This is a genomic window from Micromonospora sp. WMMD734, from assembly GCF_049178975.1.
GTDB classification, from domain to species: domain Bacteria; phylum Actinomycetota; class Actinomycetes; order Mycobacteriales; family Micromonosporaceae; genus Micromonospora; species Micromonospora wenchangensis.
The window spans coordinates 5,814,082-5,831,539 of record NZ_JBMHMK010000001.1; the positions used below are offsets into that span (position 1 = coordinate 5,814,082).

At 72.0% G+C, this 17,458-nt stretch carries 18 protein-coding genes; 3 read left to right on the plus strand and 15 right to left on the minus strand.

The features are described from left to right. Positions 1-29: 29 nt before the first annotated feature. The 12 genes from ACN267_RS25245 to ACN267_RS25300 form a co-directional block, all read right to left on the minus strand. Entirely contained in the window at positions 30-911 is an 882-nt protein-coding gene (locus ACN267_RS25245) for a DUF5926 family protein (RefSeq protein ID WP_204958305.1), read from the minus strand. A gap of 53 nt (positions 912-964) precedes the next feature. Further along, positions 965-1,411 (minus strand): ATP-binding protein, encoded by a 447-nt coding sequence (locus ACN267_RS25250; RefSeq protein ID WP_372445963.1) that lies wholly within the window; start codon positions 1,409-1,411, stop codon positions 965-967. Between the two features lie 54 nt (positions 1,412-1,465). Further along, a complete protein-coding gene (locus ACN267_RS25255; RefSeq protein ID WP_204958304.1) occupies positions 1,466-2,923 on the minus strand; it encodes an ATP-binding protein in 1,458 nt (485 codons plus the stop codon). A gap of 116 nt (positions 2,924-3,039) precedes the next feature. Then, positions 3,040-3,831: a glycerophosphodiester phosphodiesterase gene (locus ACN267_RS25260; protein WP_421489783.1), complete on the minus strand. Its 792-nt coding sequence runs from the start codon at positions 3,829-3,831 to the stop codon at positions 3,040-3,042. Between the two features lie 10 nt (positions 3,832-3,841). Next, on the minus strand, positions 3,842-4,177 hold the full coding sequence (locus tag ACN267_RS25265) for a rhodanese-like domain-containing protein (RefSeq protein WP_204958302.1): 336 nt from the start codon (positions 4,175-4,177) through the stop codon (positions 3,842-3,844). Positions 4,178-4,253: 76 nt separating this feature from the next. Further along, positions 4,254-5,195, minus strand: a complete 942-nt coding sequence (locus tag ACN267_RS25270; protein ID WP_421489784.1) for an LCP family protein — start codon at positions 5,193-5,195, stop codon at positions 4,254-4,256. Positions 5,196-5,392: 197 nt separating this feature from the next. Continuing rightward, positions 5,393-6,601, minus strand: a complete 1,209-nt coding sequence (locus ACN267_RS25275) for an LCP family protein (protein ID WP_421489785.1) — start codon at positions 6,599-6,601, stop codon at positions 5,393-5,395. Between the two features lie 252 nt (positions 6,602-6,853). Further along, positions 6,854-8,077, minus strand: a complete 1,224-nt coding sequence (locus tag ACN267_RS25280; protein ID WP_204958299.1) for an LCP family protein — start codon at positions 8,075-8,077, stop codon at positions 6,854-6,856. Positions 8,078-8,154: 77 nt separating this feature from the next. Continuing rightward, entirely contained in the window at positions 8,155-9,132 is a 978-nt protein-coding gene (locus tag ACN267_RS25285) for a GDP-mannose 4,6-dehydratase (protein WP_421489786.1), read from the minus strand. Between the two features lie 161 nt (positions 9,133-9,293). Next, positions 9,294-10,967 (minus strand): solute symporter family protein, encoded by a 1,674-nt coding sequence (locus tag ACN267_RS25290; protein WP_204958297.1) that lies wholly within the window; start codon positions 10,965-10,967, stop codon positions 9,294-9,296. After that, positions 10,945-11,316 (minus strand): DUF485 domain-containing protein, encoded by a 372-nt coding sequence (locus tag ACN267_RS25295; protein ID WP_204958296.1) that lies wholly within the window; start codon positions 11,314-11,316, stop codon positions 10,945-10,947. Before ACN267_RS25295 ends, ACN267_RS25290 begins: the two co-directional genes overlap by 23 nt. Positions 11,317-11,621: 305 nt before the next feature. Continuing rightward, positions 11,622-12,506, minus strand: coding sequence for a flavin reductase family protein (locus ACN267_RS25300; protein ID WP_421490494.1), 885 nt, complete (start codon positions 12,504-12,506; stop codon positions 11,622-11,624). A gap of 436 nt (positions 12,507-12,942) precedes the next feature. Here ACN267_RS25300 and ACN267_RS25305 point away from each other — a divergent pair, with 436 nt between their 5' ends. Genes ACN267_RS25305 through ACN267_RS25315 form a run of 3 tightly spaced genes read left to right on the plus strand, consistent with a single transcriptional unit; the run spans position 12,943 to position 14,389 of the window. Beyond that, positions 12,943-13,716: a helix-turn-helix domain-containing protein gene (locus tag ACN267_RS25305; protein ID WP_421489787.1), complete on the plus strand. Its 774-nt coding sequence runs from the start codon at positions 12,943-12,945 to the stop codon at positions 13,714-13,716. Further along, positions 13,713-13,928, plus strand: coding sequence for a DUF397 domain-containing protein (locus tag ACN267_RS25310; protein ID WP_281901752.1), 216 nt, complete (start codon positions 13,713-13,715; stop codon positions 13,926-13,928). Before ACN267_RS25305 ends, ACN267_RS25310 begins: the two co-directional genes overlap by 4 nt. After that, positions 13,919-14,389 (plus strand): nuclear transport factor 2 family protein, encoded by a 471-nt coding sequence (locus ACN267_RS25315; protein WP_421489788.1) that lies wholly within the window; start codon positions 13,919-13,921, stop codon positions 14,387-14,389. Before ACN267_RS25310 ends, ACN267_RS25315 begins: the two co-directional genes overlap by 10 nt. On the opposite strand, the gene ACN267_RS25320 is transcribed toward ACN267_RS25315, so the two are convergent. Genes ACN267_RS25320 through ACN267_RS25330 form a run of 3 tightly spaced genes read right to left on the minus strand, consistent with a single transcriptional unit; the run spans position 14,316 to position 17,343 of the window. After that, the gene (locus tag ACN267_RS25320; protein WP_421489789.1) at positions 14,316-14,906 is read right to left on the minus strand and encodes an SRPBCC family protein; all 591 of its coding nucleotides are present in this window, start codon (positions 14,904-14,906) and stop codon (positions 14,316-14,318) included. The genes ACN267_RS25315 and ACN267_RS25320 overlap by 74 nt on opposite strands. Beyond that, positions 14,906-16,594, minus strand: coding sequence for an ABC transporter permease (locus tag ACN267_RS25325; protein WP_281901758.1), 1,689 nt, complete (start codon positions 16,592-16,594; stop codon positions 14,906-14,908). Before ACN267_RS25325 ends, ACN267_RS25320 begins: the two co-directional genes overlap by 1 nt. Further along, a complete protein-coding gene (locus tag ACN267_RS25330; RefSeq protein WP_281901760.1) occupies positions 16,579-17,343 on the minus strand; it encodes an ABC transporter ATP-binding protein in 765 nt (254 codons plus the stop codon). Before ACN267_RS25330 ends, ACN267_RS25325 begins: the two co-directional genes overlap by 16 nt. Between the last annotated feature and the right edge of the window lie 115 nt (positions 17,344-17,458).

Below are 17,458 nucleotides of genomic sequence, written 5' to 3' on the forward strand. Positions count from 1 at the left end.
GCCCGGCGGGCCGAGACGGCAGGGGCTAGCTAGCGGAGGGTGAGCTGGCGGCCGAGCAGGCCCTGACGGGCCCGGCGGCCGGCGGCGTCCAACGGCTCCTTCTCGGCCAGCGCGTCGGCGTACCGCTCGGCGAACGCGGCCACCGGCTCCTCCCACTTGGCGGCCGGGACGTCCTCCGGCAGGTCCCAGACGGGTGCCAGCCGGCCGTGCGCCCGGAACATGCCGGCGAACTTCGTGCCCTCGCCGAGGGTGAGCGCACCGGCGGCGGAGAGCCGGGAGAGCGCGTCCAGCGCGGCGTCCTCGTCGTCGCCGAGCACCCAGCGCACGTGCGCCTTCTCCGGCACCTGGCACCAGTAGGCGGCCCGTGCGGCGGCCAGCTTCACGGTCGGGTAGATCGCCGCGTTCGCCCGCTCCAGGGACGCCTGCACGGTCGGGTCGTCGGCCGCGCCGGGGTCGAGCCAGAACTCGAACCCGTCGTGCATCGTGATCTCCAGCGGGCCGTCCACCAGGATGTCCTGCAGGCGCGGGCCGGGGCCCGGCAGCGGCGGCACCGTCACCGCCCCGCCCGGCTCGGTACGCAACGCGCACAGCAGCGCGTCGGCCAGGTCCCGGGAGACGTCGCCGGACTGCTGGTGCCGCTGGAGGCCGATGAACACCCGGCCGTCCGGCTTGGTCATCGCCGGGGCGGCCATCGGCAGCACCGTCGCCAGGGTGACCGGGCGGTCGCCGTGCTCCTCGACCAGGTCGGGGGTGAGCCGCAGCGGTGCCGAGGCGGCCGGTACGAGTTCGCGCAGGGCGATCCACTCCGGCTCGTCCACCAGCCCCTCGAACGGACGGGGGACGAAGACGTCCCGGATCTTCTCCCGGCGGGGAGCGGCCTCGGCGCGCTGGTTCTTTCGACGCTTGCTCACGGCGAGACAGCCTAGAGCCCGACGGGCGGCGGTGGGGGAAGGACCCGCCCCGCTCAGCCGGCGGCGACCAGGTCCGGCCGGCAGTCGGCGGGGTCGAACTCGGCCCAGACGCTCTGCCCCAGGCCGTCCCGGTCGACCCCCCAGCGGCTGGCCAGGCCGGCCACGATGTGCAGGCCCCGTCCGTCGACGGCGTCCGTGCCGGCGGCCCGCATCCGGGGGCCGGCCCCGGCGCCGCCGTCGGTCACCCGGACGGAGACACCCGGCCCGGTCCGGGTCGGACGCAGCCGCCAGGCGACCCGGACCACCCCGCCGGGCAGCGGGTCGGCGTGCCGGACCGCGTTGCCGACCAGTTCGGCCAGGACGGCCACCAGATCGGCGAGGAGCGGCGGGGGCACCAGGTCGGCCAGTTCGTCGGCGAGCCGGTGCCGGGCCAGCCGCGCGCCGGTGGGGTGGTGGGGGACCACCACACACCACGAACGCTCGACTCGTCCCGTCGACACTCCGGCTCCTTCTCGGCCCGTGCCCGCGGTGGGTCGTCCGGCCCACCTGGCGGCTCACCCGCGGGGGAGCCGCACCTCTGCGACGGTACCGCCACCGTCGCGTGGACGTAGGGATACCCATCCATTCTGCTGTTCAACGATCCGGCGGACGAGATAGAGGCCGAGTCCGGCACCCGGATAGGCCCGCCGGTCGCCGGACTCGCCCTGCCAGAACCGGTCGAAGGCGCGTTCGACGTGTTCCGGCCGGATGCCCACCCCCCGGTCGGTCACCCGGAACGACACGGTCTGCCCGTCGGCCGAGGCGAACACCTCGATCGGGGAGTCCGCCGGTGCCCACTTGCCCGCGTTGGTGCACAGCTCGGTCAGCACGGTGGTCAGGCTGCGCCGGTCCCCGAGGGCCTTGGGCAGGTCGGCCGGCACGTGCAGGAACAGGCGTCGACGCAGGTCGCCGGGGAGGTCCAGGACCGCCGCGCGCAGCGCCTCACCGAGGTCGAACGGGACGGCCGGCTCGTCGTCGGAGCGTCCGTCGGTGGCCGAGGTGAGCAGCCGGTCGACCAGCCGGGCGAGTTCGTTGGCCCGTTGACCGATCACCCGGGCCGCCTGCCGCCGGTCGTGGTCGGTCAGCGACTCCCAGTGGTCGGTGAGGGTGTCGGCGTACCCCTTGATGACGGTGACCGGGGTACGCAGCTCGTGGCTGGTCACCGCGACGAAGAGGTCGCGGTCGGACTCCCGGCGTCGCTGGTCGGTGATGTCGCGGAAGGTGATCACCCGCAGCGTGCCCGGTCCGACCAGCTCACCGGCGGTGATCCGCAGCCACCGCCCGTCCGGGAGCTGGTGGTCGAGCAGCTGGCCGGCCGGGGGGAGCGGGAACGGCAGCGGCCGGTTCATCGCGTCCCCGGCGCTGCGCCCGGTGACCTCGGTGGCGGCCGGGTTCCACAGCCGGACCCGACCGTCCCGGTCGACCACGGCCAGACCGTCGGCCAGCGCCGCGACGACCGGGCCGTCGCCGTGCACCGGCAGGCCGCTCTGGTCGCCGTACATGTGGGCGATGCAGGAGGCGAGGTAGCCGAGGGTGGCGTGCTGGACGCGGTCCTCGGTCTCGTCGTCGTCGGTGTAGAGGGCGTGCAGGGTGCCGACGGTGAGCCCGTTGAGTTCGGCGCGGGCGACGATCATGCGGCGCAGGCCGTTGCCGACCAGTTCCGCGGCGAGCGGACCGTCGAGATGGTCCAGCCGGGCCTGGCGGACCCGGGGCCCGGTGAGCAGGCAGACGGTGGCCGGGTCGGAGGCGGGCAGCGGACGGCCGATGGTCCACTCGGCGCAGCCGCTGGCGGCGATCACCCGGCCACCGGTCGGGGCGAACTCGACGAAGGCCACGCAGGCCGCGCCGAGCGTGGGGCGGGCCGCCCGGAGCAGCGAGGTGAGCACCGGCAGTCCGGCCTCACCAGAGTTGATCATCTCGATCACCGCGCCGTGGTCGGTGATGAGGGCGGCGAGGTCGGGGCGTTCCGGCATGCCCCGAGTCTGCCCCGTACCGGGCGGTTCGGGCACCCCCCGCAGGTCACCGGGCTCGGGCAGCCGGTGCCGACCCGAACCCCCGGCGTCGGCCGGGGGCCGGTGTGCCCCGGGCGTCACCGGCCCAGCCGGGCCAGGGTGTGCGCGGGCCGGTCGGTGATCACCCCGTCCACCCCCGCGTCGAGGACCAGCTCCAGGTCGGTGGGCTCGTTGACCGTCCAGACGTACACCGGGTGGCCGGCGGCGCGCAGCGCGGGCACCAGCCCCGGGCGGGCCCGGACCAGGCCGATGCCCGGCCCGGCGATCCGCGCCCCGAACGGCAGCCGGCCGAGCCGCAGCCAGCGCGGCAGCACCTCCAGCAGCAGCACGGTCGGCAACGCCGGGGCCAGTTCGCGGACCCGGCGGACCGCCAGCGGGGAGAACGACATCACGGTGACCTGGACCGGATCGTCCGGGCCCGGCTCGGCCAGCCCGTGCCGGCGCAGCATGGTCACCAGCCGGCGCTCGACGTCCCCCCGGTAGCGGGACGGGTGTTTGGTCTCCACCAGCAGCCGGACCGGGCGGCCGGCGTCGCGGACGGCGGTCAACAGCCGGTCCAGGGTGAGCAGCCGGGTACGGCTGTCGTCAGGTGCCACGCCGCCGTCGTCCGGCGCGCAGCCGGGATGCCAGGAGCCGAAGTCCAGGGTCTCCAGCTCGGCCAGGGTGCGGGCGCTGACCAGGCCGTGACCGTTGCTGGTCCGGTTCAACCGCCTGTCGTGTACGCAGACCAGGTGCCCGTCGCGGGTCAGCCGGACGTCGCACTCCAGCCCGTCGGCGCCCTCGTCGAGGGCCCGCAGGTAGGCCGCCAGGGTGTGCTCGGGCAGGTCGGCCGACGCGCCCCGGTGCGCGAAGACCAGTGGATCAGCCATCCTCCGCTGCTCAGATGACCTGGCCGGGCTGCCCGTCCCCGGTGACGACCGGCCTGCCGACGGCCGCCCACTGCCGCATCCCGCCGTCGGCGTTGCGGACCTGCTCCCAGCCGTTGCCGAGCAGGTAGCCGACGACCTGGGCGGAGCGCCCGCCGGAGCGGCAGATGACCGCGACGTCGCGGTCGGTGGGCACCTCGGCGAGCCGGGCCGGCAGTTCCATCATCGGTACGTGATGCGCGCCGGGCGCGTGGCCCGCCGCCCACTCGTCGTCCTCGCGGACGTCGAGCAGGTAGGTTTCGTCGTCGATCGCGGTCACGGGGACACTGGGAACCTGGGATCCGAACACGGTCGAAAGCCTAGATCCTCGGTGCCGTCGGCGGCACGTCGGCGCTCGGCGTGGCGGCCTGTCGACGGTGGGACGGTCAGAGCCGGTTGACCCAGCGCGGGTTGGCCCGTGACCACTCGGGCAGCCGGTCGGTGCGGACGGCGTCGAAGAGTCCGCCGCCGCCGTTGTCGAGCACCACGTACGAGATGCCGTCGATGGTCTGCGGGTAGGACGGGAGCTGCACCCCACGTAGCGCGTCGGCGGGCAGCGACCGCAGGGCGAACAGCAGTTCGTCCAGGGGTACGCCGTTGGTGTCGACGGTGAGTGCGCTGCCGACCGCCCGCAGCACCCGGTCGAGTTGCACCGGGTCGGTACGCAGGTGGGTCTCGCCGGCGCGGTCCATCATCGCCCGCAGCATCTGTTGCTGGTGCCGCTGCCTGTCGTAGTCGCCGTTGGGCAGGTCGTAGCGCTGCCGGGCGTAGTCCAGCGCCCGTGCGCCGTCCATCTGCTGGCAGCCGACCGGGAAGAGGACGCCGGTGTGGATCGAGCGGACCTCGGTGTCGACGCACATCCGGATGCCGCCGAGCAGGTCGATGACGCGTCGGAAGCCGGCGAAGTCGACCAGGGCCGCCCCGTCGAAGCGGATGCCGGTGAGCTGGGTCAGGGTGGCCGAGAGCAGGCGGGTGCCGCCCTCGCCGCCGCCGCCGTGCTCGTACGCTGCGTTGATCTTGTCCTGGCCCCCGGCGTAGCCGACGCCGTCCGGGGGAATGGTGACCAGCAGGTCCCGGGGGACGGAAATCAGGTACGCCTGCCGCAGGTCGGGTGGCACGTGCACGATCAGGATGGTGTCCGACCGCTGGTCCGGCCCGGATGCGCCGGGGCGTTGGTCGGAGCCGACGATCAGGTAGTTCAGCCCGGCTTCCAGTTCGGTGCGGGCCTGCCGGGCGTCGGGGGCGAGCAGTTGTTCCTTGCTGACCGTGCGGTCGTAGCGGTGGGTGAGCAGTCGTACCCCGACCACGGCGAGCCCGGCGAGCAGCACCAGGGTGAGGCCGACGCCGAGCAGGACCCGTGGCCAGCGTGTCCGGCGTCGGACGGGCGGCGGTGTGCCCCGCCCCCGGTCGGATCGCGCTGACCTGGCCGTGACGCCCTCCCCGTGGCCGCAACGTGAATATCTCTCACGTCAGGCTACGGTCGGGTGACCGGCTCCCGGGCCGGTTCGCCGTGACTACCGGCCGGTCACTTGCGGGTGGACAGCACGCTCGGGTTGGCGTAGACGAACTCGCCCAGCTTGTCTTCCTTGATCGCCTGGAACATGTCCAGGGTCTGCTGGCTGAGCGCCTCACGGTTGTTGGCGTTGCCGTTGAACGTGCCGCCGTTGGTCCGCAGCATGGTCAACTCGTTGGCGGTCACCCCGCGCATGGTGAACACCAGGTCGGCCACCGGCACGCCCCCGGTGTCCAGGATGAACGCCTTGCCGGCCGCCTTGATCAGCTGGTTGACCTTGACCGGGTTGGTCAGCATGCCCTTGTCGGTGGCCTTGCGGGCCATCGCCTTGATCAGCTGCTGCTGGTTCTGCTGGCGGTCGTAGTCGCTGTTGGGCAGGCCGTAGCGCTGCCGCGAGTAGTCGAGCGCCTGGAGGCCGTTCATCTCCCGGCAGCCCTTCTTGTAGACCACCGGGGTCATCGGCCGGCCGGTCTTCTTGGCGTCGGCGTTCCACATCTGCTTGCCGTCCACGATCATCATGTGGTGCGACTTCACCTCGTGGCTGACGCAGATGCGCACCGTGCCGAGGGTGTCGATGACGTTCTTGAAGCCACCGAAGTTGATGATCGCGGCGCCGTCGAAGCTGACCCCGGTCATGTTCTTGATGGTCTGGGCCATCAGCTGCGCGCCGCCCTCCCAGCCGCCGCCGTTGCGCGCGCCGGCCTGGAACGCCGCGTTGATCTTGTCGGTGCCGCCCTTGAAGCCGCTCTTCTTGAACGCCGGGATCTGCGCCTCGGTGTCCCGGGGGATCGAGACCAGGTACGCCTGGTCGTGGCTGGCCGGGATGTGCAGCACGATGATGCTGTCCGAGCGGACGTCGTCGGCGGCCCAGCGCTCCCGGGCGTCCACGCCGAGCAGCAGCATGTCGATCGGGCCGTCCAGGTTGGCGCCGCCCTCGGCCTCGGTCTTGCCCGCCCCGCCGAGCAGGTTGCGCTGGGCGATGTTGCCGGTGGCCTGACTGATCAGCGCCTTGCTGCCGACGATCGCGACACCGCTGGTCAGCATCAGCACCGCGCCGAAGACCACGGTCAGCCGGGCCCACAGCGGGTCCTTGCGCCGGGTGCGCTTGCGGGCCGTACCGGAGGGCCGACCGCCGCGACCGCCAGATGGCGGGACGGCGGCCGACGCCCGGTAGGGGTCGGCGCTCAGCGACGATGGGCGGGGGCTGGTCTGAACCGGCATGCGTGCTCCAGCTCGCGTGATCGGGGGGCGGGACCACTTTACGTACCGCTTCCCGGCAAGGCGAGGTCGTCACACGCACAAATCCCAGACAACCTGACCTTTAGCCCCATGATTCATCCGTTCGGGCGAATCGATGCGACCGGACGGCCGTTGGCGTCCGATGATCAAGCGGTCCGGAAACGACCTCTGATGACGTCCGTCGAAATCTGCCTGACACATGGGGGCGGACCGCGCCGGCCCGCCCCCGCCCCGTCAGTTGCCGGCGGCGGCCTTCTTGTCGGCCGCCACCCAGTCCGCCATCGTGTCGGCCGACATCGCCTTGAACATCGCGAGCGCCTTCTCCCGGTCGGAGACCACCACCGACTCGCCGTTGATGGTGTCGCTGCCGAGGTTCGGGCTGGTCAGGAACGTCAGGTTCTCCCCGCGCAGGTTGCGGAACTGGATCGCCATGTCGCCGAGGGAGAAGTCGTTGTCGACGGTCACCGCGTCGGTCACCGACTGGAGGAACGCGTTCAGCTTCTTGGGGTTGGTCAGCGTGCCCGTGCTCGCCGCCTTGTCCATCAGCGCCCGCAGGAACTCCTGCTGGTGGCGCATCCGGGCGAAGTCGCCCTGGGGGAACTGCTTGCGCTGGCGGATCCAGTCCAGCGCCGTCGCGCCGTCCATGTGCATGGTGCCCTTGGTGAACTTCCGGTACGGCTTGTGGATCGAGGTGATGCTCTGGTCCACCTTCAGGTCGACCCCGCCGAGCGCGTCGGTGACCTCCTTGAAGCCACCGAAGTCGATCGCCATCACGTTGTCGATCCGGACGTCGGTGAAGCACTCCACGGTGCGGACCGCCAGCGGCAGGCCACCGAAGGCGAACGCCGCGTTGATCTTGGCACGCTGACCGGAGTCGCACGCCGCGCCCGCGCTCTCGGGGATCGGCACGTACAGGTCACGAGGGATGGAGACCAGGTAGGCCTCCTGGTGGTCGGCCGGGATGTGCATGACGATCAGCGTGTCCGCCCGCCACTCGCCCGGCTTGTCGACAGCCGCGTCCGGGTCCCGCGAGTCCGTTCCGACGAGCAGGATGTTGAGCGCCCCGTCGACCGCCTTCGCCGGCCGGCCGCCGGTGATCTCCGAGAACGGGTCGGTGCGGGCCAGGTCCTCGTTGAGGTTGCGGGTGTAGAACCAGGCCCCGATCCCGCCGAGCAGCGCCACCACCAGCACCGTCACACCGGCCACCAGGGCGATCCGCCCCCAGCGCGGGCGCGGCCCGCGCCGGCCGTAGTTCCCCGGCCCGCCCGGCCCCGAGGGTGTGCCGGGGCCGCCCGGTCCGCCCGACCGGGGCTGGTTCTCCTGGTACGACGGGTACCACTGCGCGTCGGACTGCCGGGCGGGCCCGGTGGAGCCCCGGTCGGCACCGGGCACCGAGGCCCGGCCCGCGCTGCGGTGCAGGTAAGGGAGCGAGGCGCCGGCTGACGAGGTCGCTGACATGCGTTTCAGCGTACGTAGGCAGGTCGAGCGTTCGCCGAATGTGAAGCCCGTCGACAGCCCCGCGTGGCGCGGGGGAGCTACCCTAGCCGGTCGCGGAAATGGTCGATGGTGCGTCGCAGGCCCTCTTCGGGCGAGACCTCCGGCTGATATCCGAGCAGGTCCCGGGCGAGGGTCAGGTCGGGACGGCGCATCTCCGGATCGTCCGCGCTTCGAGTGACGTAGGTCACCTGTGACGTGCTGCCGGAGAGTGACACGATCAACTCGGCGAGTTGCCGCATGGTGAGTTCGTGTTCGGTGCCGCAGTTGATCGGGCCGGTCTGCGTCGAGTCGAGCAGCAGCAGGATGCCGCGCACCAGATCGTCGACGAAACAGATCGAGCGGGTCTGCTCGCCCGTGCCGTGCACCGTGATCGGCTCGCCCCGCAACGCCTGGGAGATGAAGGTGGGGATCGCCCGGCCGTCGTCCGGACGCATCCGCGGGCCGTACGTGTTGAAGATCCGCACGATCGCCGCGTTCAGCCCCCGGCTGCGGTGGTAGCCCATGGTGGCCGCCTCGGAGAAGCGCTTCGCCTCGTCGTAGACGCTGCGCACCCCGATCGGGTTGACGTTGCCCCAGTACGTCTCCCGCTGCGGGTGTTCCTTCGGGTCCCCGTACGCCTCGGAGGTGGAGGCCATCAGGAATCGGGCGTCGTCGGCGACCGCGCGGTCGAGCAGGTGCAGGGTGCCCACCGAACCGACCCGGAGGATCTCCACCGGCAGCTTCGCGAAGTCGGTCGGGCTGGCCGGGGACGCCATGTGCAGGATCGCGTCGAACCGCTGCGCCAGGGCCGGGTGGTGGGTGGGCAGCCCGTCGGAGATGTCCGCCTCGACCAGGGTGAACCGGGGCTGCTCGGCCAGGTGCGCGACATTGTCCTTGGAGCCGGTGACGAAGTTGTCCAGCGCGACCACCGTGCACCCGCGTGCGATCAGGGCGTCCACCAGGTGCGACGGCACGAACCCGGCACCGCCGGAGACCAGGACGCGGTGACCGTTTCCGAACCGCTGGGCAACCTTCATGGCGGCCAGCCTACTTCTCCCCACCGCCCGGGGCCCGGTCGACCCGAGGCCACGGCGCGCCCGTAGCCTGCCCGTCCCCGCCCGGTGGGTGTCGCGTGCGGGGTGACCGACGGGTGGGCCCCCGACGCGACCGCTCGCGTCGGGGGCCCGGTGCCGGTCGTTCAGTGCGCGCCCGCGCCGGTGAGGGCACGCACCTCCAACTCGGCGTACTTGTCCTCGTCGTGCTCCTTGGAGATCACCGTGCCGATCCAGCCGCAGAGGAACCCGAACGGGATGGACAGCAGACCCGGGTTCGACAGCGGGAACCACTGCCAGTCGTGGTCCGGGAACATCGAGGTGGGTGCGCCGGAGACGACAGGCGAGAAGAACACCAGGAACACTGCGGAGACCAGGCCGCCGTAGATGGCCCAGACCGCGCCCGAGGTGTTGAACCGCTTCCAGAACAGGCTGTAGAGGATCGCCGGCAGGTTGCCCGAGGCGGCCACCGCGAACGCCAACGCCACCAGGAAGGCCACGTTGAGGCTCTGCGCGTAGATCGACAGGGCGATCGAGACCGCGCCGATGACCAGGGCCGAGATCCGGGCCACCCGGACCTCCTGACGTTCGGAGGTCTGCCCCTTCTTGATCACGTTGGCGTAGAAGTCGTGCGCCAGGCTGGACGACGAGGCCAGGGTCAGGCCGGCGACCACCGCCAGGATGGTGGCGAACGCGACCGCCGCGATGATCGCCAACAGGGTCGCCCCGCCCAGGTCGCCGCCGAGGAAGGACCTGCCCAACTCCTCGGCGAGCTGCGGCGCGGCGGTGTTGCCGGCCTTGTCCTGCGCGACGATCTCCTTGCCGCCGACCAGCGCCGCCGCACCGAAGCCCAGGGCCAGCGTCAACAGGTAGAAGGTGCCGATGATGCCGATCGCCCAGAGCACGCTCTTGCGGGCCGCCTTGGCGGTCGGCACCGTGTAGAAGCGGATCAGGATGTGCGGCAGGCCGGCGGTGCCGAGCACCAGGGCGATGCCCAGCGACAGCAGGTCCATCTTGTTGTAGAAGGTCTGGGTCGAGTTGCCGGCAACCTCGACGCCGTAGCGAAGCCCGGGTTCGAGGAACGCGCTGCCCTTGCCCGACGTCGCGGCGGCGTCACCGAGCAGCGCCGACAGGTTGAAGTTGTACTTCGCCAGCACCAGCACGGTCATCACCAGCGCGCCGGTCATCAGCAGGAACGCCTTGACGATCTGGACGTACGTGGTGCCCTTCATGCCACCCACGGTCACGTAGATGATCATCAGGGCGCCGACCATGATGATGGTGGCGACCTTGGCGGTGTCGGCGTCCATGCCCAGGAAGGTCGTGCCCGGCTTGATCCCCAGCAGCAGCGCGACCAGGGCGCCCGCGCCGACCATCTGGGCCAGCAGGTAGAAGATCGACACGGTGATGGTGGAGACCGCCGCGGCGGTACGCACCGGCCGCTGGCGCATCCGGAACGCCAGCACGTCGGCCATCGTGTAGCGGCCCGAGTTGCGCAGCAGCTCCGCGACCAGCAGCAACGCCACCAGCCAGGCGACCAGGAAGCCGATCGAGTAGAGGAAACCGTCGTAGCCGTACAGGGCGATGATGCCGGCGATGCCGAGGAACGACGCGGCCGACATGTAGTCGCCGCCGATCGCCATGCCGTTCTGGAAACCGGAGAAGGACCGGCCGCCGGCATAGAAGTCGGTGGCCGTCTTGGTCTGCCGGCTGGCCCAGATCGTGATCGCCAGGGTCACCGCCACGAACACCAGGAACAGGGTGATGGTCAGGTTGCGGGCGGTGCCGCCACCCGCCTCAACCGCGAGGACCGGATTCATGGGTCACCTCCCCGATCTCGGCGCGGATGCGGTCGGCGGTCGGGTCGAGCTTGCGGTCGGCGTACCGCGAGTAGAGCCAGGCGATCAGGAACGTCGAGACGAACTGGAGCAGACCGAAGATCAACGCCACGTTGATGTTGCTGCCGAACAGCTTCGTGCCCATGAAGTCCCGCGCGTAGGCGGAGAGGATCACGTAGAGCGCGTACCACAGGAAGAACGCGACGGTCATCGGGAAGACGAAGCTGCGCAGCGCGCGGCGCAACCCGACGAACTCGTCCGACCGTTGTACGGCCAGATAACGCTCCGCCGCCGAGTCGGCCGGGGCGGGCGTGGGTGTGTCCGTGGACATCTGTGGATCACCACCTTCACAGGCATCGGGAGTTTTGCGCACCGTAGAGAGCGGCCTGCCTGCGAGAAAAGGTGCAGATCGATCCCGGCAGTCCCCTGCGCCGAACGGTCCCCCACCTGCGCCCAGTGACCCACGTCACCCCGCTCACCGGCCCCGCTCCGGCCCGCTCCCGCCCCGCTCCTGCCCCGCCGGCCCTGACCGGCCGTGATCCACTCCTGGGGGTCGATGCAGCGGTATCCGGCCGCCCGTGACACCGCTGTGTCGGCGACATGGCGACGCCACCCCCTCCACCCGGGCGGCTCGGGTCAGGGAAGCTGGTGGTACCGGCCCCGATGGTGCAGGAGGGGCGGGGTGTCGGTGACGATCTCGACCGTCTCGATGGTCGCCTCGACGAGGAGGGCCCAGCCGTACTCCCGGGCGGTGTCCAGGCGGCAGCCGGCCCAGCTCCCGGCGTCGGCGGGCACCGGCCCGTAGGGCGTGTCGGTCCACGCGTCGGTGGCGAACAGCCCACCCGGCGAGGGGAAGAGCCCGGCGAACCGGTCGGCGAGCTGCCGGTGGGACGGCCCGAGCGGGGCCACCGCGAACCGGCCGGCCTCCTCGATCGCCGGCCACAGGTCGGCCTCGGGGTCGACCAGGCCGAGCAGCCGGTCCGGCTCACCCTCGGCGACCAGGGTGGACGACACGGTCAGCCCGGCCGGGCCGGGAGCGGTCCAGAGCGTCACCGGCGCGGCGAGCCGTCCCCGCAGCCGACGGGCCGGCGAGCGTTGCCCGGTCGGCACCGCGAACGGGTCGGTGTGGTGGATCTCGGCACCGGGGTTTGGATTCACGTGAAACATTGTGGCCCCCGCCCCGTCCCGCGTTGCCCGGTCGGGGCGAGCGACGGCCGCGTCTTCATGATCGTCTACGCCCGGGTGATCACGACACGCCGATTCGGTGCCGCTCAGCCGTAGACGATCATCGGAGCTCCCCGCCGAGCGGGCGCGTGCCCAGCCGAGGAAGCGTTCGTGCAGGTCGGCCGGCCGGGCGTGGCCGTTGAGCTGGCCGAGGTGGTCGCCGGCCTCCACCATCAGCGCACCCAGGTAGACCAGCAGGGCGGTCCGCTGGCCCCGGTACTCGACCAGCAACGTGAGCCGGGCCGGCTGGCAGGGCCAGGGCGCGCCACAGGCCCGGCAGCGCCACAACGATCGCATCGCCACGTGCGGCACGAACCTTCTCACCACCTGCTCCACCCCCCACCGTGCCGACATCCCGGGTACGCCAGGAAGGATCTCGGAGAGTTCCGGCCTCCCTGCGGGCCGTTTTCCGCCAAGATCCGGGCCACCTCGGGCGGGGAGTGTGAGTGCCGGTGGCCGGTGCGGTGCCGCAAGCGGCAAGCGGTGCCGAACGGGGTCGATGATCTCGACCGGGTGGGCCGGCGACGCGGATGCGGCACTGAAGCCTCCTTCGCGGGGTTGGGGGTCGCCCCGGCCGGAGTTGACCGGGGCGACCCGCGCAGGACCGGTCGCCGGGACGCTCCCTCCACCGACCGGGCCGCGTGCCCTCCACCCTGGACTCGGCAGCCGGGGCAGGGGAGTATGCCAGCGGTTACTACGGAGCGCGTTCGCGTACTTACCAGATGGGTGAGTGATGGACTTCGAGATGTGGGTCCGGGCGTTGAAGGCGGCCAGGGCCGGTGCCGGAGTGTCCCAGGAGGGCCTGGCCGGCCTGGTCAAGTGGAGCCCGTCGTTGATCGCCGCGATCGAGACCGGTCGCCGCCGGCCGACAATGGAGTTCGCCGTCGCGGCCGACGAAGCCCTCGGCACCGGCGGCCTCCTCGCCGGCCTCCTCACCGACCACGAGGGGGAGCGGGCACCGTCATGGTTTCTGCCCTGGCAGAGTTACGAGGTCCAAGCGGTCCGGCTGCGTAACTTCGAGCCGTGTCTGGTACCCGGGCTGCTCCAGACCGAGGACTACGCCCGAGCCGTCTTCTCGGCCGGCGGGCTCCAGCGGGACGAGCGGGTGGAGGAACTGCTCGCGCTCCGGATGAGCCGACAGGCGGTACTGGGCCAGGACGACCCACCCGAGTGTGTCTTCGTCATCGACGAGAGCGCACTGCGGCGGTCGATCGGTGGGCCGGCGGTGATGGATCGGCAGTTGGGACGGCTGCTGGAGGCTGCTGAGCTGCCCCATGTGCTGCCGCTCGATGCCGGCGCGCACGTCTCGCTGGGCGGCGGGTTCGTGCTGGCAGAACTGCCTGGGAGCGAGCAGGTCCTGTGTCTGGACAACACCGCCCGGGGGCAGATCGCGGACCATCCGGAATGGATTCGACTGATGCTGCGCAAGTGGGAGAGTCTGTTGGGTGAGGCGCTGGCCGAGCGGGCCTCGCTCGATCTGGTCAACAAGCTGAAGGTGACCCCATGACCTCTGACGAGCCATGCTGGCGGACCTCGTCGCGTTCCGACGACTCCGGTAACTGTGTCGAGGTGGCGGACAATCTGCCCGGGGTGGTGCTGGTCCGGGACAGCAAGGACCGCTGTGGCCCGACGCTCCACTTCACCCCCGACACCTGGCGTTCGTTCGTCACCTCGGCGGGAACCGCCGCCGGGCTGAAGGGACCACGGGCGTGCCGCTGAGCGCCGATGACCGGCTGGCGATCCACGAACTCGTCGCGCTGCACGGCCACCTGATGGACGACGGGGCGTTCGACCGGTTGTCCGAGCTGTTCACCGACGACTTCGCCTACGACGTGACCGCCTACGGGTTCGGCGTCCTGCGGGGGTACGCGGCGTTCGCCGAGGCGGCGCGGGCCCTGGGCGACGGCAACCCGCTCGGCCACCACGTGACCAACGTCGTGGTCAGCGAGGACGCCGACGGCACCGTCCGGGTCCGTTCGAAGGGGCTCGGCGTGCCGGTCGACGGCCCGGTGGGCACGGTGGTCTACGAGGACGTGGTCCGTCGGGTCGAGGTACAGCCCCCGGTAGGGGCGGACGGTGCGCGGCGGCCGGCGACGGGCTGGCGGATCAGCTACCGGAGGGTGGTCCCGCGTCGTCGACCGCTGCATCCCGAGGGGCGGGGTCAGCACCCCGAGGGGTGAGGTCCGTCGCCCGGGGCGTGCCGTCCGTCTCGACGGACAGGGTGGCGCGGGCGGCGGCCAGCACCTGCGGGTCGGCGCAGCCGGCCGCGTAGCCGGCGATCCGGCGACGGATGTCCCGGGTGAGCAGCCAGACGCCGATCCGGTCGGCGACCGGCCGCAGGAAGGCCGGCCGGCAGCGGAAGCTGTACCGCCAGGTGGCGACCGTGTGCCCCGGCTCGGGTGCCGGGGCGAACCGCCAGCCACCGGCGAACATCTCGAAGAACCACGGGCCGCGCACCATCTTCATCCCCACGTTCGTCGGTGGGGCGAAGGAGACGTACTCGCTGATCATCGTCAGGCCGTGCCGGGACCGGGTGAAGGTACGCACCCCCTTGCCGGGGCGGGTGGCCCCGTCGACGAAGTGCTGCTCGCGGACGAACGGGTCCCACCGGTAGCGCACCGGCGCGACGGTCTGCGACACCGCGAACGCCACCTCCGGCGGGACCGCGACGGTGGTGACCGCCTCGACGACGGGCATCAGCGGCGGGGGGTGACGGTCGACAGCAGCTCCGGCATCCGGCGGTCCAGCACGTCCCCGGCCAGGTACGCCCCGAGCAGCGCCGCCCCCACCCCGTACGCCGCGCCGACCGGCAGGGCCAGCCAGAGCCAGACGTCGCCGAGCAGCCCGGCGGCTACCACCATCGGTACGGCGGCAGCCGCCGAGCCGACCATGGACAGCAGGGTGAGCATGCTCTTGGCGACCCCGGAACCGCCGTTCATCGCGAACGGGTTGCTCGTCTCCGGCAGCGAGTACGCCCCGAGCACCGAGATGAACCCGTTGATCGCCAACCCCACCCCGTACGCGGCGAGCAGCGCGCCCGCCGCCACCCCGAACCATTCCGGCCGGCCGAGCACCCCGCTGATGACCAGGGAGACGACGCCGAGCATCGGCAGCACGTACACGGAGAAGGCGGTCATCCGGGCGCGTAGCTCCAGCCGACCCGGCACCCCGGCCACGACGTTGGCCGCGTAGGCGCTGCCGTCGAAGCCGAACTGGTTGGCCAGGGTCACCGAGGCGAGCACGCCGACGAAGAGCATCGAGATGCTGAGCAGCACCGGCGACGGGTCCCCGGTGGCCTCGAAACCCTCCTCGCCGACGGCGAACCCGGCGCCACCGAGGTTGACCATCACCGGGACGAAGATCCCGACCACCGCGATGGTGATCAGGTTGGCCCGTCGCCGGGCGTCCCGCCACCAGTAGCGGCACTCGCGGGCCACCAGCGCGCCGAACCGGTCCCGGCGGGCCCAGCCGACCGCCCGGGGGAAGAGTTGGGCGACCGCGCCGCCGGTCGGTGCCTGGCGGGCCTTGGCCGGGGCGGCGCTCGCCGCGCCGACCATCGCCGACTCCAGCGACCGGGACCACCAGAGCAGCAGCACCCCGATGGTCACCGCGGTGATCAGCAGCTTGACCGGTACCGCCCAGGCCCGGCCCTCGGCCACGTCCAGGCCGATCGTCCAGGGCGCGCCGAACGGGGTCCAGCCGACGATCCGGGCCACCCCGACCAGCCGGTCCCAGTCGGCGGTGCGGACTGCGGCCAGCACCACGAGCTGCAACGGGCCGAGCAGCGCGGCGACCACGGCGAGTAGCACGGCGGCCAGGTCGCGCACCCGGCGGGACCGCAGCATGGTGGCGAACGCGCTGGTCACCGCGCGGCTGGCGGCGACGCAGAGCAGCACCCCGGCGACCACGCCGACGGCGGCGACGACCCCGGCGACCGGGCCGCCGAGCAGCCCGGCGCTGACCACCAGCCCGGTGACCGCGACCAGCACCGCGAACACCGGGACGCTGACCAGGGCCGCCGCGAACAGCCCGGTGACCAGGGTGCGGCGGGACAGCGGCAGCAGGGCGAACCGGGCCGGGTCGAGGGTCTCGTCGACACCGAAGAAGACGAGCGGCAGCAGCAGCCAGCCGAGCACCAGCACCCCGCCGCCGAACGCCGCCGCCATCACCGCGTACCGGGGTTCGTCGGCGAAGCCGGGCGCGGCGAACATCAGGAAGCCGCCGGCCGCGAACCAGAGCCCGACCAGCACGCCGGTCACGAACAGGGCGATCCGCCAGCCCTGGCCCCGGAAGTTGTTGCCCATCACCCGCAGCTTGAGCCGGACGAAGTGGCGCGGGGAGACCGGGCGGACCCGCTCGGCGGGTGTGCTCACCGGGACAGCCACGCCAGCTCCTCACCGGTCGCCGTCCGGCCGCCGACGACCTCGACGAAGACGTCCTCCAGGGACCGGTCGCCGCGTACCTCGGCGAGGGTGCCGACCCGCTTGATGGTGCCCTCGGCGAGGATCGCCACGTGCGAGCAGAGCCGCTCGACGACCTCCATCACGTGGCTGGAGAAGACGACGGTCCCGCCGCCGACCACGTACCGGTGCAGAATGTCGCGGATCAGCGCCGCCGACACCGGGTCGACCGCCTCGAACGGCTCGTCGAGTACCAGCAGCCGGGGGCCGTGCAGCAACGCACAGGCCAGGCCGATCTTCTTCTTCATACCGGCGGAGTAGTCGACCACCAGGGTCCGGCCGGCGTCGGTGAGGGCCAGCACGTCGAGCAGCTCCGCCGCCCGCTGGTCGACCACCGCCGGGTCCATGCCGCGCAGCAGACCGTGGTACGCCAGCAGCTCCGCGCCGCTGAGCCGGTCGAACAGCCGCACCCCGTCGGGCATGACGCCGAGCAGCCGTTTCGCCCCGACCGGGTCGCCCCAGACGTCGTGCCCGAGCACCCACGCGTTGCCGTGGTCGGGCCGCAGCAGCCCGACGGCCATCGACAGCGTGGTGGTCTTGCCGGCGCCGTTGGGGCCGAGCAGGCCGTAGAACGAGCCGGCGGGGACGGCCAGGTCCACCCCGGCGACCGCCACCTTGCCGTCGAACTGCTTGGCGAGACCACGAAGTGCCAGCGCAGGGTGTTCACCAGTCATGCTCCGACCGTATCCGGACCGGGCGAGGAGCCGCTCCCGCCAGGGGACGATCCCGGCTCATCCCGCAGGCGGACGACCGCGCAGGGTGGCTCCGGGAAGACGAGGGCCGATCGGG

Bases quoted from the DNA above. Each gene is read 5' to 3' on its own strand.
- ACN267_RS25305 (WP_421489787.1), top strand. From the start codon at position 12,943: ATGGACTTCGAGATGTGGGTCCGGGCGTTGAAGGCGGCCAGGGCCGGT.
- ACN267_RS25275 (WP_421489785.1), bottom strand. From the start codon at position 6,601: ATGCCGGTTCAGACCAGCCCCCGCCCATCGTCGCTGAGCGCCGACCCC.
- ACN267_RS25290 (WP_204958297.1), bottom strand. From the start codon at position 10,967: ATGAATCCGGTCCTCGCGGTTGAGGCGGGTGGCGGCACCGCCCGCAAC.
- ACN267_RS25280 (WP_204958299.1), bottom strand. From the start codon at position 8,077: ATGTCAGCGACCTCGTCAGCCGGCGCCTCGCTCCCTTACCTGCACCGC.
- ACN267_RS25320 (WP_421489789.1), bottom strand. From the start codon at position 14,906: ATGCCCGTCGTCGAGGCGGTCACCACCGTCGCGGTCCCGCCGGAGGTG.
- ACN267_RS25295 (WP_204958296.1), bottom strand. From the start codon at position 11,316: ATGTCCACGGACACACCCACGCCCGCCCCGGCCGACTCGGCGGCGGAG.
- ACN267_RS25300 (WP_421490494.1), bottom strand. From the start codon at position 12,506: ATGCGATCGTTGTGGCGCTGCCGGGCCTGTGGCGCGCCCTGGCCCTGC.
- ACN267_RS25330 (WP_281901760.1), bottom strand. From the start codon at position 17,343: ATGACTGGTGAACACCCTGCGCTGGCACTTCGTGGTCTCGCCAAGCAG.
- ACN267_RS25310 (WP_281901752.1), top strand. From the start codon at position 13,713: ATGACCTCTGACGAGCCATGCTGGCGGACCTCGTCGCGTTCCGACGAC.
- ACN267_RS25285 (WP_421489786.1), bottom strand. From the start codon at position 9,132: ATGAAGGTTGCCCAGCGGTTCGGAAACGGTCACCGCGTCCTGGTCTCC.
- ACN267_RS25260 (WP_421489783.1), bottom strand. From the start codon at position 3,831: ATGGCTGATCCACTGGTCTTCGCGCACCGGGGCGCGTCGGCCGACCTG.
- ACN267_RS25255 (WP_204958304.1), bottom strand. From the start codon at position 2,923: ATGCCGGAACGCCCCGACCTCGCCGCCCTCATCACCGACCACGGCGCG.